This is a genomic window from Streptomyces sp. NPDC058620 (assembly GCF_042717135.1).
Classification (GTDB): Bacteria; Actinomycetota; Actinomycetes; order Streptomycetales; family Streptomycetaceae; genus Streptomyces.
Map to the genome: position 1 here is coordinate 1 of NZ_JBHXQO010000054.1, position 15617 is coordinate 15617.

Annotated in this window: 12 protein-coding genes; 6 read left to right on the forward strand and 6 right to left on the reverse strand. The window is 70.7% G+C overall.

Annotated elements, in window-relative coordinates:
* Positions 1-143: 143 nt before the first annotated feature.
* Entirely contained in the window at positions 144-1499 is a 1356-nt protein-coding gene (locus ACFWSK_RS31055; protein ID WP_383793412.1) for a cation:dicarboxylate symporter family transporter, read from the reverse strand.
* Positions 1500-1659: 160 nt separating this feature from the next.
* Here ACFWSK_RS31055 and ACFWSK_RS31060 point away from each other — a divergent pair, with 160 nt between their 5' ends.
* From ACFWSK_RS31060 to ACFWSK_RS31070, 3 genes are read left to right on the forward strand one after another with little or no spacing between them, the layout of a single operon-like run.
* Positions 1660-3336 (forward strand): ATP-binding protein, encoded by a 1677-nt coding sequence (locus ACFWSK_RS31060; RefSeq protein WP_383793415.1) that lies wholly within the window; start codon positions 1660-1662, stop codon positions 3334-3336.
* Positions 3333-4007 carry a response regulator gene (locus tag ACFWSK_RS31065; protein WP_383793418.1) on the forward strand — a complete coding sequence of 225 codons (675 nt, stop codon included), beginning with the start codon at positions 3333-3335 and terminating at the stop codon, positions 4005-4007. The genes ACFWSK_RS31060 and ACFWSK_RS31065 overlap by 4 nt, the downstream gene beginning before the upstream one ends.
* A 45-nt stretch (positions 4008-4052) precedes the next feature.
* The gene (locus ACFWSK_RS31070) at positions 4053-4793 is read left to right on the forward strand and encodes a helix-turn-helix transcriptional regulator (RefSeq protein ID WP_383793421.1); all 741 of its coding nucleotides are present in this window, start codon (positions 4053-4055) and stop codon (positions 4791-4793) included.
* A gap of 149 nt (positions 4794-4942) precedes the next feature.
* Here ACFWSK_RS31070 and ACFWSK_RS31075 read toward each other — a convergent pair whose 3' ends face one another.
* Positions 4943-5968 (reverse strand): ATP-dependent 6-phosphofructokinase, encoded by a 1026-nt coding sequence (locus tag ACFWSK_RS31075; protein ID WP_383793424.1) that lies wholly within the window; start codon positions 5966-5968, stop codon positions 4943-4945.
* Positions 5969-6326: 358 nt separating this feature from the next.
* On the opposite strand from ACFWSK_RS31075, the gene pta reads away from it, so the two are divergent.
* The 3 genes from pta to pyk all read left to right on the forward strand — a co-directional run bounded on the left by pta (position 6327) and on the right by pyk (position 11169).
* Positions 6327-8399, forward strand: coding sequence for a phosphate acetyltransferase (gene pta, locus ACFWSK_RS31080; RefSeq protein WP_383793426.1), 2073 nt, complete (start codon positions 6327-6329; stop codon positions 8397-8399).
* A 5-nt stretch (positions 8400-8404) separates the two neighbouring features.
* Entirely contained in the window at positions 8405-9664 is a 1260-nt protein-coding gene (locus tag ACFWSK_RS31085; protein WP_383793430.1) for an acetate kinase, read from the forward strand.
* Between the two features lie 74 nt (positions 9665-9738).
* The gene (pyk, locus tag ACFWSK_RS31090; protein WP_383793433.1) at positions 9739-11169 is read left to right on the forward strand and encodes a pyruvate kinase; all 1431 of its coding nucleotides are present in this window, start codon (positions 9739-9741) and stop codon (positions 11167-11169) included.
* An 80-nt stretch (positions 11170-11249) separates the two neighbouring features.
* On the opposite strand, the gene ACFWSK_RS31095 is transcribed toward pyk, so the two are convergent.
* From ACFWSK_RS31095 to ACFWSK_RS31110, 4 genes are all read right to left on the reverse strand, one after another.
* Complete coding sequence (locus ACFWSK_RS31095) at positions 11250-12563, reverse strand: hypothetical protein (RefSeq protein WP_383793435.1); 1314 nt, start codon at positions 12561-12563, stop codon at positions 11250-11252.
* Positions 12553-13110, reverse strand: coding sequence for a DUF6114 domain-containing protein (locus ACFWSK_RS31100; protein WP_383793438.1), 558 nt, complete (start codon positions 13108-13110; stop codon positions 12553-12555). Before ACFWSK_RS31100 ends, ACFWSK_RS31095 begins: the two co-directional genes overlap by 11 nt.
* A gap of 95 nt (positions 13111-13205) precedes the next feature.
* Complete coding sequence (locus ACFWSK_RS31105; protein ID WP_383793441.1) at positions 13206-13850, reverse strand: DUF6230 family protein; 645 nt, start codon at positions 13848-13850, stop codon at positions 13206-13208.
* A 598-nt stretch (positions 13851-14448) separates the two neighbouring features.
* The gene (locus tag ACFWSK_RS31110) at positions 14449-15408 is read right to left on the reverse strand and encodes a tetratricopeptide repeat protein (RefSeq protein ID WP_383793444.1); all 960 of its coding nucleotides are present in this window, start codon (positions 15406-15408) and stop codon (positions 14449-14451) included.
* Between the last annotated feature and the right edge of the window lie 209 nt (positions 15409-15617).

Here is a 15617-nt window from a genome sequence, read left to right on the forward strand (position 1 = left end):
GCCGGGGTAGGTGCCCGCGGTGGTCGTCGCATTTCGCGTCGGTGGGGTCCCTGTCCCGCGCCGGGCCTCGTAGCCCTGCTACCGTAAACCCCCGGCCCCGGTCGGGCGAGTCCCGTACCGGCCGCCTCTCGGTCGTCCTGCCGTCAGACCTTCGCGGGCACCTCGCCGCCCTCGCGGGGCTCGGGGATCACGTTCTCCGTGGGAGCGTCGTCGGTGAGCGTCTTCTCGTCGAACGGAACACGACCGGCGAGGACTTCACCGACCCGCTCCTTGTCGATCTCCTTGGTCCAGGTGCCGACCAGGACCGTGGCGACCGCGTTGCCCGCGAAGTTCGTCAGGGCGCGGGCCTCGCTCATGAAGCGGTCGATGCCGACGATCAGGCCGACGCCGTCGACCAGTTCCGGGCGGTGCGACTGGAGGCCGCCGGCCAGGGTGGCGAGACCGGCACCGGTGACGCCCGCCGCGCCCTTCGACGCGATCACCATGAAGATCAGGAGCGAGATCTGCTCGCTCGCCGTCAGCGGGTCACCCATCGCGTTGGCGATGAAGAGCGAGGACATCGTGAGGTAGATCGCGGTGCCGTCGAGGTTGAACGAGTAGCCGGTCGGCACGGTGATGCCGACGACGGGCTTGCTGATGCCCAGGTGCTCCATCTTCGCGATGAGCCGGGGCAGGGCCGACTCCGAGGAGGAGGTGGACAGGATCAGCAGGAACTCACGGCCCAGGTACTTCAGCAGCGACAGCAGATTGACCCCGGCGACGAGCCGCAGGATCGTGCCGAGCACCACGAAGACGAAGAGCGCACAGGTGATGTAGAAGCCGATCATGATGATCGCCAGGGACTTCAGCGCGTCGAGGCCGGTCTCGCCGACCACGGCGGCCATCGCTCCGAACGCGCCGACCGGGGCGGCCCACATGATCATGGCGAGGATCCGGAAGACCAGGCGCTGGATGTGGCCGATGCCGCGCAGGACCGGCTCTCCGGCCGCGCCCATCGCCTGGAGCGCGAAGCCCGCGAGGAGGGCGATGAGCAGCGTCTGGAGCACTTCGCCGCCGGTGAAGGCGGACACCATGGTGGTCGGGATGATGCCGAGCAGGAAGTCCACGGTCGACTCGCTGGCGCCCGCCGCCTGCTGCTCGCCCGCGGCGCGGGCCGCTTCGGTGATGTGCAGACCGGAGCCGGGCTCCAGGATGTTGCCGACGACCAGGCCGATGGCCAGGGCGACCGTCGACATCACCAGGAAGTAGCCGAGGGCGAGCCCGCCGACGGCACCGACCTTGGCGGCCTTGCGTACGGAGCCGACGCCCAGCACGATCGTGCAGAAGATGATCGGCGAGATCATCATCTTGATCAGGTTCACGAAACCGGTACCGATGGGCTTGAGCTCCACCGCAACCCCGGGGGCCACGAAGCCCACGAGAATGCCGAGAACCACGGCTCCGATCACGGCCAGGTAGAGATAGTGGGTCCGGTCCCGCCTTGCGGCTGCAGCTGCCACGGGGGCCTCCTCGGCTGATGTCGCGGTCGCTCCCCCGTCCCTGGGGGCCTCGGCGACTATCTATCTCCCTGTGACCCCCGTCACCCTTGCGTTCATATCGTTCACGGTCGGGTTCAAGCCACCTCCCGCCGGGCGGACCGGGCCAGGCAGACTGGACGGCATGCGCCTCCCCCGTACCCGCCCCCGCAGCCTGGCCGGCCAGCTCTTCGCCATGCAGGTCGTGCTGGTGGCGGCTGTCGTCGCGGGGTGCGCGTTCTTCGCGTACGTCTCCGGGAGCGCGCAGGCGGAGGAGACCGCCACCCGGCAGGTGCGGGCCGCGGCGGTGGCGGTGGCCGGTTCTCCCTCCGTACGGGAGGCGATCCGCACAGAGGACCCCTCCGCCGTGCTCCAGCCGTACGCGGAGCACGTCCGCGAGGAGACCGGGATCGCCTTCGTCACGATCATGAATCCGCAGCGCGTCCGCTGGACGCATCCGGACCCCGAGCGGATCGGCGAGACCTTTCTCGGGCATACCGCCCAGGCACTGCGCGGCGAGACGTTCACGGAGACGTACACCGGCACGCTCGGGCCCTCGATACGGGTCGTGACCCCGGTCAGGGACGGCGGCAGGATCACCGGGCTCGTCAGTGCGGGCATCACCGTCGAGCGGGTCTCCACGCAGGTGCGCGAGCAGCTGGGCGCGCTGGGGCTCGCCGCCGGCGGAGCGCTGGCCCTCGGCGGCCTCGGTACGTACGTGATCAACGCCCGGCTGCGGCGCCACACGCACGGCATGAACGCCGGTGAGCTGAGCCGGATGCACGACTACCACGAGGCCACGCTCCACGCGCTCCGCGAGGGCCTGCTGATGCTGGACGGACGGCGCCGGATCGCGCTGATCAACGACGCGGGCCGGGAGCTGCTCGGCCTGGAGCCCGGCGCGGTCGGCAGGACCGTCGCCGAGCTGGAGCTGCCCGCCCCGCTGACCGGGGCCCTGCTCGCCTCCGAACCGCGGGTCGACGAGGTCCATCTCGCGGCGGACCGGGTGATCGTCGTCAACACCCGTCCGGTGGTGGGCGGGGAGCGGCGGGGCACCGTGGTGACCCTGCGGGACCACACCGAACTGCAGGCGCTCTCAGGCGAGTTGGACTCGGAGCGCGGCTTCACACAGGCGCTGCGTTCCCAGGCGCACGAGGCGGCGAACCGGCTGCACACCGTGGTGTCGCTGATCGAACTGGGCCGCGTCGACGAGGCGGTGGACTTCGCCACGGCGGAGCTGGAGCTGGCCCAGGTGCTCACCGACCGGGTCGTCGGCGCGGTCGCCGAACCGGTGCTGGCCGCGCTGCTGCTCGGCAAGGCGGCGCAGGCGAACGAGCGGGGCGTGGAGCTGGTGCTCGCCGACAACAGCCTGATCGACGACGGGGCGCTGCCCGCCGCGCTGGCACAGCGCGATCTGGTGACCATCCTCGGCAATCTGATCGACAACGCGGTCGACGCGGCGTCGGAGGCGGCGACGGGCGGCCCGGGTGCGGTGGGCGCGGAGCCCTGCGCCGTGACCATCCCCTCCCCGCGCACCGGCTCGCGGGCCCGGGTCACGGTGACGGCGCTCGCCGGGGACGGTGAGCTGCTGCTGCGGGTCGCGGACACCGGGGCGGGCATCGGCCCCGACGACGCCGACGAGGTCTTCCGGCGCGGCTGGTCGACGCGCGGCGCCGGACGCGGGCTCGGACTCGCCCTCGTACGGCAGGCCGCGCATCGCAACGGCGGGACGGTCACGCTGGACCGGGGCGCGGAGGGCGGCGCCGAGTTCACCGTGCGGCTGCCGCTCCTCGCCCGTACGGGCAAGGAGGTCACCGCATGATCCGGGTGCTGGTCGTCGAGGACGACCCGGTGGCGGCGGACGCCCATCAGCTCTACGTGGGCCGGGTGCCGGGCTTCGAGGTGGCGGCCGTGGCGCACTCGCGGGCACAGGCGGTGCGGGCGCTGGACCGCACACCGGTCGATCTGCTGCTCCTGGACCTGTATCTGCCGGACGGGCACGGCCTTCAGCTGCTGCGCTCACTGCGGGCCGCCGGTCACGCGGCCGACGTCATCGCCGTGACGTCGGCGCGTGATCTCGCGGTGGTGCGGGAAGGGGTCTCGCTCGGCGTCGTCCAGTACGTACTGAAGCCGTTCACGTATCCCACCCTCCGGGACCGGCTGGTGCGGTACGCGGAGTTCCGTGCGGCGGCGGGTGAGGCGAGCGGCCAGGAGGAGGTGGACCGGGCGCTCGGCGCGCTGCGGGTCACCCATCCGTCGGCGCTTCCCAAAGGGCTGAGCGGTCCGACGCTGGAGTCGGTGACCCGGGCCCTGCGGGACGCCGGGGAAGGGCTGACGGCGGCGGCAGCAGGTGAGGCGCTCGGCATGTCGCGGATCACGGCCCGCCGCTACCTGGAACATCTGGTCACGGTCGGCCGGGCCGCGCGCAGGCCGCATTACGGGCAGGTCGGGCGCCCGGAGCTGCACTACCGCTGGGTTGCGGAAGGCCACTGACCGCGCCCGCAGGACCCGGTTCGTCCTAGTAGCTTCCTACGAAGGATGATCTGGGTGGATGCGACCGTAGCCAGCGGGTCCGCGGGCTCCTACGGTGGGGCCGTGCACCCCACTCCGCCCTTCAACGCCCCCGCCGCGCGCCGACTTCGCGAGGCTCTGGGGATGGCGCCCGGTCATGTCGCGTACGGCCTCTCCGCCCAGTACGGCCTCCGGCTCCCGCCGGAGACGGTGATCGCCTGGGAGCGCGGTACGGCGACGCCGACCGACCGCGAGCTCACGGCGCTCGCCGGTGTGCTGTGGTGCGCGCCCGGCGAGCTGCTCGCCGCCGCCTCCACCTTGCGGGATCACCGGCTGACCCAGGGCCTCTCGATCGACGAGCTGGCCGGGCGGACGGGGCTCAGCGGCGCCTCGTACCAGCGGATGGAGGAGTCGGGCCGCTGGCGCGGCAACGAACGGCAGTCCGCTGCGCTCTGCGAGGCGCTGGAGCTGACGGCCGCGCAGTTCCTGACCGCGAGCGGCCGGAACGAGGAGCTGTCCGAGCTGCTGAACAGCGCGGTGACGACGCGCTGGCAGGCGTACGTACGCCCGGTGGCGAAGCTCGTACCGCTGGACCGGGGGCTGATCCAGAGCGTGCTGGAGCAGCTGCACGCCGACTACCAGTCTTTGATGGTGTCCACCCTGAGCTGGAGCAGCGCCGACGCGCAGCGCACGGCGACGACGGGAGACGCGGGCCGCGCCTTCCTGGCCCGGATCGTCGAGCACTTCTGGCGCACGGCGGGCGTGTAGGGCTCCCCCGCAGAGGACCGGGGTCCGGTTCCGGTTCCGGGTCCGAGTCCCGGGGTCCGGTTCCGGGTCCGAGTCCCGGGGTCCGGTTCCGGGTCCGAGTCCCGGGGTCCGGTTCCGGAGCGCCGCTCCGGTTCCGGGCCGAATCCGGGTCAGAAGACCGACTCGGCCTCGTACATCCGGTCCGCCGGCACCGTCTTGAGCCGGGTGACCGCGTCGGCGAGCGGGACCATGGCGATCTCGTTGCCGCGCAGCGCCGTCATCCTGCCGAAGTCGCCGCGGTGGACGGCCTCCACCGCGTTCCAGCCGAAGCGGGTCGCCAGGACCCGGTCGTACGCGGTCGGTGTCCCACCGCGCTGCACGTGCCCGAGGATGACCGGACGGGCCTCCTTGCCGAGCCGGCGCTCCAGCTCGATGGCGAGGCGGTTGCCGATACCGGCGAAGCGCTCGTGGCCGAACTGGTCGATCTCGCCCTTCGCGTACGGCATGGAGTCCTCTGCCGGGTGCGCGCCCTCGGCCACGCAGATCACGGCGAACTTCTTGCCGCGCGCGAAGCGTTCCTCGACCATCTTGACCAGGTCGTCGACCTGGAACCGCCGCTCCGGCAGACAGATTCCGTGCGCACCGCCCGCCATGCCGGACTCCAGCGCGATCCAGCCCGCGTGCCGGCCCATCACCTCGACGACCATGACCCGCTGGTGCGATTCGGCGGTCGTCTTGAGACGGTCTATGGCTTCGGTGGCGACGCCGACGGCGGTGTCGAAGCCGAAGGTCCGGTCGGTGGCGGAGATGTCGTTGTCGATGGTCTTGGGCACTCCGACGACGGGCATTCCGGCGTCCGACAGCATCCGGGCGGCGGTCAGGGTGCCCTCGCCGCCGATCGGGATGAGCGCGTCGATGCCGTAACGGCGGCTCAGTTCGTCGCAGTTCTCGGCGGCCTCCCGCAGCCGGTCGCGCTCCAGGCGGGCCGAGCCGAGGATGGTGCCGCCGCGGGCCAGGATGCCGCTGACCGCGTTGAGATCGAGCGGCCGGTAGTGGCCGTCGAGCAGCCCCTTGAACCCGTCCTCGAAGCCGATGACTTCATCGCCGTGACCCACCACGGCGCGGTGCACGACCGACCGGATCACTGCGTTCAGGCCAGGGCAGTCGCCGCCTGCGGTGAGAATTCCGATGCGCATCGCGCTGTGTCTCCTGCTCGCTAGTGCCGTGCATTCGGGGGGCTCCTCGAAGAGACCCCCGTACCGTGAGCCACAGCGATTCTCCCATGCCGGGCCCCGCCCCCGCGCTTTCGGCTGCGCCGGCGGACGAACCGGGCCGGGCACGGGACGGGTGCCGGGCCGGGCGGCCGGGGGGCCGCGGGGCCGTCGTAAGCCCCCCGGAACGGGCCCTGGAGCGGCCTCCTGGCGGGCCCGGCTCCGGCGGGCGCCCACGCCGCCCCCGCAGGTATCGTCAAGAGCAATGCAAGCCAATGACACCCCTATCGGGATAACAGCACCCCCACCGGACCAGTCGGCCGATCAGGACGGGAGAGCACGCGTGGCGCGCAGCGTGTACGTGACGGGAATCGACCGGGGAGACGGCCGCCAGGTCGTCGACCTGGGAGTCATGGAGCTACTGACGCGTCAGGTGGACCGGGTCGGGGTTTTCCGGCCGCTGGTGCACGACGGCCCCGACCGGCTGTTCGAGCTGCTGCGGGCCCGCTACCGCCTCACCCAGAGCCCCGCGAGCGTCTACGGCCTGGACTATCACGAGGCAGCCGCGGTCCAGGCGGAGCAGGGTACCGACGAGTTGGTCTCCCTGCTCGTCGAGCGCTTCCACCAGGTGGCCCGGGAGTACGAAGTGGTGCTGGTCCTCGGCTCCGACTTCGCCGCCACGCAGCTCCCCGACGAGCTGGCGCTCAATGCCCGGCTGGCCAACGAATTCGGCGCCTCCGTGATCGCGGTGGTCGGCGGCAAGGGCCAGCCCGCCGAGTCCGTACGGTCCGAGACGCGCAACGCCTACCGCGCGTACGCGGGCCTCGGCTGCGACGTCCTCGCGATGATCGTGAACCGGGTGGCGCCCGAGGACCGGGAGAAGGTCGCCGAGCGGCTCACGGCCCGGCTGCCCGTCCCCTGTGCGGTCCTCCCGGACGACCCGGCGCTCTCCGCGCCCACCGTCGCCCAGATCACCGCGGCGCTCGACGGCACCGTACTGCTCGGGGACGACGCGGGCCTGTCCCGGGACGCCCTGGACTTCGTCTTCGGCGGCGCGATGCTGCCGAACGTGCTCAACGCGCTGACCCCGGGCTGCATGGTGGTCACCCCCGGCGACCGCGCGGATCTGGTGATCGGCGCACTGGCCGCGCACAGTGCGGGTACGCCGCCCATCGCGGGGCTGCTCCTCACGCTGGACGAGCGGCCGGGCGAGGAGATCCTTCGGCTGGCATCCCGGCTCGCGCCGGGTACCCCGGTCGTCGCGGTCTCCGGCGGGTCCTTCCCCACCGCGGCGGAGCTCTTCACGCTGGAAGGCAAGCTGAACGCGGCGACGCCCCGCAAGGCGGAGACCGCGCTCGGCCTCTTCGAGCGCCATGTGGACACCGCCGACCTGCTGGGCCGGATCTCCGTGGCACGCAGCGGCCGGGTCACCCCGATGATGTTCGAGCACGATCTGCTGGAGCAGGCCCGCGCCAAGCGCCGCCGGGTCGTCCTGCCCGAGGGCACCGAGGAGCGGGTGCTGCGCGCCGCCGACGTACTGCTGCGGCGCGACGTCTGCGAGCTGACGCTCCTCGGCGACGTCGACGTGATCCGCAAGAAGACGGCGGACCTCGGCATCGATCTCGCCGGGACCCAGCTGATCGACCCCCAGACCTCCGAACTGCGGCAGCCCTTCGCCGAGCGGTACGCGCGACTGCGCGCCCACCGCGGGGTGACGGTGGAGCTCGCGTACGACGTCGTGTCGGACGTGAACTACTTCGGCACGCTGATGGTCCAGGAGGGCCTGGCCGACGGCATGGTCTCCGGGTCGGTGCACTCCACCGCGGCGACGATCCGCCCGGCCTTCGAGATCATCAAGACGAAGCCGGACGCGTCGATCGTCTCCTCCGTCTTCTTCATGTGCCTCGCCGACAAGGTCCTGGTCTACGGCGACTGCGCGGTCAACCCGGACCCGGACGCGGAGCAGCTCGCGGACATCGCGGTGCAGTCGGCCGCGACCGCCGCCAGGTTCGGGGTGGAGCCCCGTATCGCGATGCTGTCGTACTCGACGGGCACGTCGGGAACGGGCGCGGACGTCGACAAGGTGCGGGAGGCGACGGAGCGGGTACGCGCCTCACGGCCGGATCTGCGGATCGAGGGCCCGATCCAGTACGACGCGGCGGTCGAACCGTCCGTCGCGGCGACGAAACTGCCCGGTTCGGAGGTGGCGGGTCAGGCGACGGTGCTGATCTTCCCGGACCTCAACACCGGCAACAACACCTACAAGGCCGTGCAGCGCTCGGCGGGCGCGGTGGCCGTCGGCCCGGTGCTACAGGGGCTCCGCAAGCCGGTCAACGACCTGTCCCGCGGCGCGCTCGTCCAGGACATCGTCACCACGGTCGCCATCACCGCGATCCAGGCGCAGGGCGAGGAGTGAACCGGATGACCACCCCGATCAGCGAAGGTACGACCACCGTGGCAGCCGTGCACCCCCATCGCGTCCTCGTGCTCAACTCCGGCTCCTCGTCGGTGAAGTACCAGCTCCTCGACATGCGCGACCACTCCCGGCTCGCGGTCGGCCTGATCGAGCGGATCGGCGAGGAGACCTCCCGGCTCACCCACACCCTGCTGCCCGGCGGCGGCGCGGAGCCCCGGGTCCGTACGGAGCGGATCGCCGACCACGACGAGGCGCTGAAGGCGGCGGCCGACGAACTGGCCGCCGACGGGCTCGGCCTGGACTCGCCCGAACTCGCGGCGATCGGCCACCGGGTGGTGCACGGCGGACTCCGGTTCACCGAGCCCACCGTGATCACGGACGAGGTGCTGACGGAGATCGAGCGGCTCGTCCCGGTGGCCCCGCTCCACAACCCGGCGAACATCACCGGCATCCGTACGGCGCGTGCGCTGCGCCCGGATCTGCCGCAGGTCGCGGTCTTCGACACGGCGTTCCACACGACGATGCCGGAGAGCGCGGCGCGGTACGCGATCGACGTCGAGACGGCGGACGCGCACCGCATCCGCCGCTACGGCTTCCACGGCACCTCGCACGCGTACGTCTCCCGGAAGACCGCGGAGCTGCTGGGGCGCCCGCTGGAGGACGTCAACCTGATCGTCCTGCATCTGGGCAACGGCGCTTCGGCGTCCGCGGTGGCGGGCGGCCGGTGCGTGGACACCTCGATGGGACTGACCCCCTTGGAAGGGCTGGTCATGGGTACGCGTTCGGGAGACATCGATCCGGCCGTCACCTTCCACCTGAAGCGGGTGGCGGGGATGTCCACGGACGAGATCGACGTCCTGCTGAACAAGAAGAGCGGTCTCGTCGGACTCTGCGGTGACAACGACATGCGGGAGATCCGCCGCCGGGTCGACGAGGGCGACGAGCGGGCCGCGCTCGCGTTCGACATCTACATCCACCGGCTGAAGAAGTACATCGGCGCCTATTCGGCGGTCCTCGGGCGAGTGGACGCGGTGGTGTTCACGGCGGGTGTCGGGGAGAACTCGGCCCCGGTGCGGGAGGCTGCCATCGCCGGTCTGGCGGAACTCGGGCCGGCGGTGGACGGGGACCTCAACGCCGTGCGCTCACGCGAACCCCGGCTGATCTCGCCGGACTACGCGCGAGTCGCGGTCGCGGTGGTGCCGACGGACGAGGAGCTGGAGATCGCCGACCAGACGTTCGCGCTCGTCGGACAGGTCGACAACTGAGCACCCCCGCGCCCCTTTGTATCTTCCACCAGACGGAATATTCCGCAGCGAAACAAACCGATAGGATCCGCCTCATGCGCCGTTCCAAAATCGTCTGCACCCTCGGTCCCGCCGTCGACTCCCATGAGCAGCTCGTCGCTCTGATCGAGGCCGGCATGAGCGTGGCCCGTTTCAACTTCAGTCATGGCACCCATGAGGAGCACCAGGGCCGATACGACCGGGTCCGCAAGGCCGCCGTCGAGACCGGCCGTGCGGTCGGCGTACTCGCCGACCTCCAGGGCCCGAAGATCCGCCTGGCGAAGTTCGCCGAGGGGCCCGTCGAGCTGGTCCGCGGGGACGAGTTCACGATCACGTCCGAGGAGGTCGCGGGCGACAAGTCGATCTGCGGCACGACCTACAAGGGGCTGCCCGGCGACGTCGCCAAGGGCGACCCGATCCTGATCAACGACGGCAACGTCGAGCTCAAGGTCGTCGCGGTCGAGGGCCCCCGGGTCCGGACCATCGTCATCGAGGGCGGCGTCATCTCCGACCACAAGGGCATCAACCTGCCCGGCGCGGCCGTGAACGTACCCGCCCTGTCCGAGAAGGACGTCGACGACCTGCGGTTCGCCCTGCGGATGGGCTGCGACCTGGTGGCCCTGTCCTTCGTGCGGGACGCCGAGGACGTGAAGGACGTCCACAAGGTGATGGACGAGGAGGGCCGCCGGGTCCCCGTCATCGCCAAGGTGGAGAAGCCGCAGGCCGTCGAGCACATGGAGGGCGTCGTCGCCGCCTTCGACGGTGTGATGGTGGCCCGTGGTGACCTGGCCGTCGAGTACCCGCTCGAAAAGGTCCCGATGGTGCAGAAGCGCCTCATCGAGCTGTGCCGCCGCAACGCCAAGCCAGTGATCGTGGCGACCCAGATGATGGAGTCGATGATCACCAACTCGCGCCCGACGCGCGCCGAGGCGTCCGACGTCGCCAACGCGATCCTGGACGGGGCCGACGCGGTCATGCTGTCCGCCGAGTCGAGCGTGGGCGCGTACCCGATCGAGACGGTCAAGACGATGTCGAAGATCGTCGTCGCCGCCGAGGAGGAGCTCCTCTCCAAGGGCCTGCAGCCGCTGGTCCCGGGCAAGAAGCCCCGTACGCAGGGTGGTTCGGTCGCCCGCGCCGCCTGCGAGATCGCGGACTTCCTGGACGGCAAGGCGCTCGTCGCCTTCACCAAGTCCGGTGACACGGCCCGCCGGCTGTCCCGCTACCGCGTCGCGCAGCCGATCCTCGCCTTCACCACGGAGGAGGCCACCCGCAACCAGCTCGCGCTGAGCTGGGGCGTCGAGTCCTACGTCGTCCCGCATGTGGACAACACCGACGCCATGGTCGACCTCGTGGACGCGGAGCTGCTGAAGCTCAACCGCTACAACGACGGCGACAAGATGGTCATGACGGCCGGCTCGCCCCCCGGCGTCCCCGGCACCACCAACATGGTCCGGGTCCACCACCTGGGCGGCAACGAGCGCGACTGACGCACGAACGGACGTGTGGCCCGCCCCCTGTCGGGATGCGGGCCACACGTGCTGCGAGCCTCTCGTAGCGACCAGGGTCGCTAACTGTTGCCGCCGGTGAAGAAGTTCGACAGTCCGGGCACCCGGAGCGAGCCGCCGAACTGGCCTGCCTGCGTCACCTTCACCTTGGTGAAGAAGGCGAAGGGTACGTTCAGCGGCGGCGGGGTCTCCGGGCTGAAGGTGACCGGGATGAGGCCGAAGAGGTTGCCCTTCAGCTCCTCCGTGTACATCGTCACCTCGCCGTCGCGGATCGTGGACGTGGAGCCCTCGTCCGAAGTGACGTGACCGGTCGTGCCGGCCGGACCGACCGTCAGCTGGTGGAGGTCCTTGATGTCGATGGAGCTCGCGGTGAACTTCAGCACCTTCTTGATGCTGCCGTCCTCCCGCTTCACCTCGACGATGCCCTTGTAGTCGAGCCCGTTGAGCGTGAGCATCGACGATTCGAGGACCCACGGCTCGTTCGGGAGCAGCGGCAGTCCCTGCTCCAGGTCGGCCGCGGCGAGCGCCTCGGGGTCGGCGGTCGGACACGGGAAGCGCTCCTTGGCGCCGTCCGGGATGTCCTCGTCCTTCACCGGGTCGAGGCCCTTGACGTCCTCGTCGAGCTCCTCGACCTGCTTGCCCGCCTTGTCCGCCGCGTCGCGGATGGCGTCGGTGGTCCTGTCGACCGTGTCCTTCGCCTTGTCGGCCGTTTCCGCCGGAGTGGTGGGGGCGGTCTCGGTGGGGGCGGTCCCGGTGGGGGCGGTCTCCGTCGGCGCGGTCTCCGTCGGCGCGGGCGACTCGGTGGTGGGAGCCGGGGACGGGCTCGCCGTCTCCTGGTCCGGTCCGTCGAAGATGTCCTTGAGCGCGTCACCGACGCCGAGCGGGTCCAGCGGGTTCTTCGTCCCGGCGGCCTCCGGCGTCGCGGTCGGAGTCGCCGCGGGCTTGTCCTGCGCCGTGGTCGCGGGCGCGGTCGAGCTCGCCGAGGGCTTCGGCGCGGCCGATTCGGTCGCCGTCGGCTTCCCGGCCGTGTCCGGCTTCTCCGCCGTGTCGGTGGCGCCGGCACTCGGCGTGGCACTCGGCGTCGGAGTCGCTGTCGCCTTCGGCTCCTGCGACTCGCTCGGCTCGTCGGAGCGCGTCACGCAGGGCCCGGGGGCGAAGGGGATGTCCGAGGCGTCGTCGGCCATCGCGAGCTTGGGGGTGAGCCCCATGCCGACGAAGACCGCCGTGGGCATCGCGGCGAGCGCGAATGCCTTGCCCGCGGGTATCTGCAGCTTCGTCAGCAGCGACTTCCTCGGGGCCGCGTGGCGCGGCCCCCTCCGCTCGCGGAGGTCCTCGCCGGTGATCGTGTTCAACGGCTGTCCGTCGTCACCCCGCACGATGCCCCCCGCCGTCGGCCTCGACCGCCGTGTCGTACGCGGCGGGCTGCTGCTGGGGCACGGCCGCCCCGTGGAACGCCTCCTCCGAGGGCGCGGCCTGCGGCTGCTCCCGCGGCGCGCCCTTGTGGTACGGGTCCTCGTCGGCCGTCGGCTCACCCGGTGCCCACGAGATGGACAGCGCGCCGCCCAGCATGGAGAGCAGGAAGCCGATCAGGAAACCGCCGATGTTGGCGACGGGTATGGAGATCAGCGCCAGCAGGATCGCCGCGACACCGGCGAACACCCGCACGATGTGGTGGAACCACATCGTCAGACCCAGCGTGATCAGCAGGACCCCGATGATCAGGGATCCGGCACCGGCGGTGGTGGACATCGCCAGCGTCATGTTGCCGAGGTGGAGATCGGCGTAAGGGAAGTAGGCGATGGGTACACCGCCCACGATGGTGAACAGGCCCGCCCAGAACGGCCGGTTACCCCGCCAGGTGCGGAATCCCCGCCGGAGGACGGTGAGGTGGTGCTCGTTCTGCCCTGTGGACTCGGGGCTCATGGAAAACAGCTCCCTGGAACCGGTACTGCCGTGAGAAGAGAAGGGGTGGGCGGCCGGAAACCCTCAGGGGGCGTTCCGGCCACCCGGGCGAGTGCTTAGAAGCACTCCTTGACGCCCTTGTGCAGCTTCAGGCTCAGGTTGCTGAGCCGGAAGGTGCCGGCCGTGGTCGCCCAGGCCGTCTGCTCCACGTTGGTCAGGGTGGCCTTCTTCGCGCGCTGCGCGAAGCCGCCCTTCTTGACCGCCGCTTCCGTACCGGGCTGGATGCCGGGGGCACCGACCGAGGCGGCACCGACGCCGATGTCGATCTGCTCGAAGTACGCGTCCGCGTCGAGCTGTGCGACGTCCAGGTACAGGTTGGTCGCCCTGACCGGCTTCTTCGGGTCCGTACCGGCGTTCAGCTCGAGGCTGACGCTGCCGAGACCGAAGGGCAGGTTCGGCGTGACCACCGACTGGCACATGTTGGTGATGGTGGCCTTGCTGAAGCCGGACACCGCGACCGGGTGTGCCTGCTTCTCCTTGCCATCGATGTCCGTGCCGACAGCGACGCTGCCGTACTGGACGAAGTCCTCACCGACGAGCTTGTCGGTGCTGACCTTGAAGCTCTGGCCGGACACGGCGAAGGACGCGGCCAGCGCGCCCTGCGCGAGACCGACACCCACAGCTGCGGTCGCGACGACGCTCGGCACCATGACCAGAGCGAAACGCTTCCATCTCGTCCCACCGCGGATTTGGGAACTCATAAATTTCCTCCTTCTCGGACGTACATCTCCGGTCGGGCTCGTGCCCGCCCTGGGATGGGAGAAGTGCTACGTCCTCGGGAAGGAGAGCGCCCGGACCGGAGGCGCGTACCGCATCCGAATCACCGGCGATCACCCCCGAGCGACAACCACTGGTCACGCTTCTGCGCAACCGGTTCGGACAGGCCCTGCCGAACGGCAGGAACCCCCCTGTCCGCGATCGGCGCCACTGCCGCCGACCCACTCGGTGGGGACCCAACAGAGCCGCCTGCCCCGACTGGTGGTGGGGTTGGCGGTATTGGACCGAGCCTGGCCGATCGTGGTGCATTCACGCCCGCGGCACAAGGGGTCTCGTTACTCGCTAGTAACGGCCCGATAACCGAGCTGCGACGGGGCGGCATCGACCGGCCACACAGGGTGGTGTCAAACGGACACCGGAATAGGAAGAATGGGGTCCGAAAGCGGACAGATCCCAAGGTGCGATTTACTGCGAGTAACAGTTCGTACCTTTGTCAAGATTTGGTAAAGCGGAGGGGTCTCTTATCGCCCCGGACGCGAAAACGGCCGTGGCGCCCGAGGGCTCCACGGCCGTGTTGTCACATCAGAACAAGACACGCGCCAGCGCGGCTCGCGCGGCCGCGACCCGGGGATCCTCCGGCCCGATGACCTCGAACAGCTCCAGAAGGCGGAGCCGTGCGGCGTCCCGGTCGTCGCCGAAGTTGCGGCGGACCGTCTCCACGAGGCGGCCGAAGGCGTCCTCGACGTGACCGCCCACGAGATCAAGATCGGCGGCGGCGATCTGCGCCCGCAGGTCGTCCGGATTCTCGGCGGCGTCCTTGCGCACCTGCTGGGGGTCCATCTTCTGGACGCGCCCCAGCAGTTCCGCCTGAGCGAGGCCGAGCTTGGCCTCGACGTTGACCGGGTCGTCGGCGAGCACGTTCTTGTACGCCTGGACGGCGCCGCCGAAGTCGTTGGCGTCCAGCGCCTGCGCCGCCGCCTCCAGCAGTGCGTCGTACGGGCCTGCGGGCACCTCGGCCGGCACCTGCCCCGCCGGGTCCTCGCCCTGCGCCGCGGGATCGACGACGATTCCGGTGAGACCGAAGCGCTCCTCGCCGACCTGGATCAGCTGGTCGAGGGTCTCGCGGATCTGGGCCTCGGGAGCCGCGCCCTGGAAGAGCGGAAGGGCCTGACCGGCGACGACGGCGAAGACCGCCGGAATACCCTGGATGCCGAACTGCTGCATCAGCATCTGGTTGGCGTCGACATCGACCTTGGCCAGCACGAAGCGGCCGTTGTACTCGACGGCCAGACGCTCCAGGAGCGGGCCGAGCTGCTTGCACGGCTCGCACCACTCGGCCCAGAAGTCGATGACGACCGGGACCTCGGAGGAGCGGGTCAGCACATCGCGCTCGAAGCCCGCCTCGTCGACGTCGATCACGAGGGAGCTGGGGGCCGCGGCACCGCCGCCGCCCTGCCGGGAGGCGTCGGCACGGGCCTGCTCGGCCTTGGCCTTGGCCTCACCGGCCGCTTTGACGGCGGCGAGGTCGACGACGCCGCTCATGGACATGTTCCTAGGCTGCATACGTACATCCTCCCCCCTGGACAGGCCGTTCCGGAAAGCGATACGAGAACCGGCTCCGTCCGCAGCCTCCGCCGGTGTGCGTGGCGTGCGGACAGACACGGTCCCGGGACCTCGGGAGGCCCCTGTTTCGGTGCCGGGTCCCCACCCGGCTCCTGTGGCTGTCGATCGGTCGTCGCGTGAGGACCCTG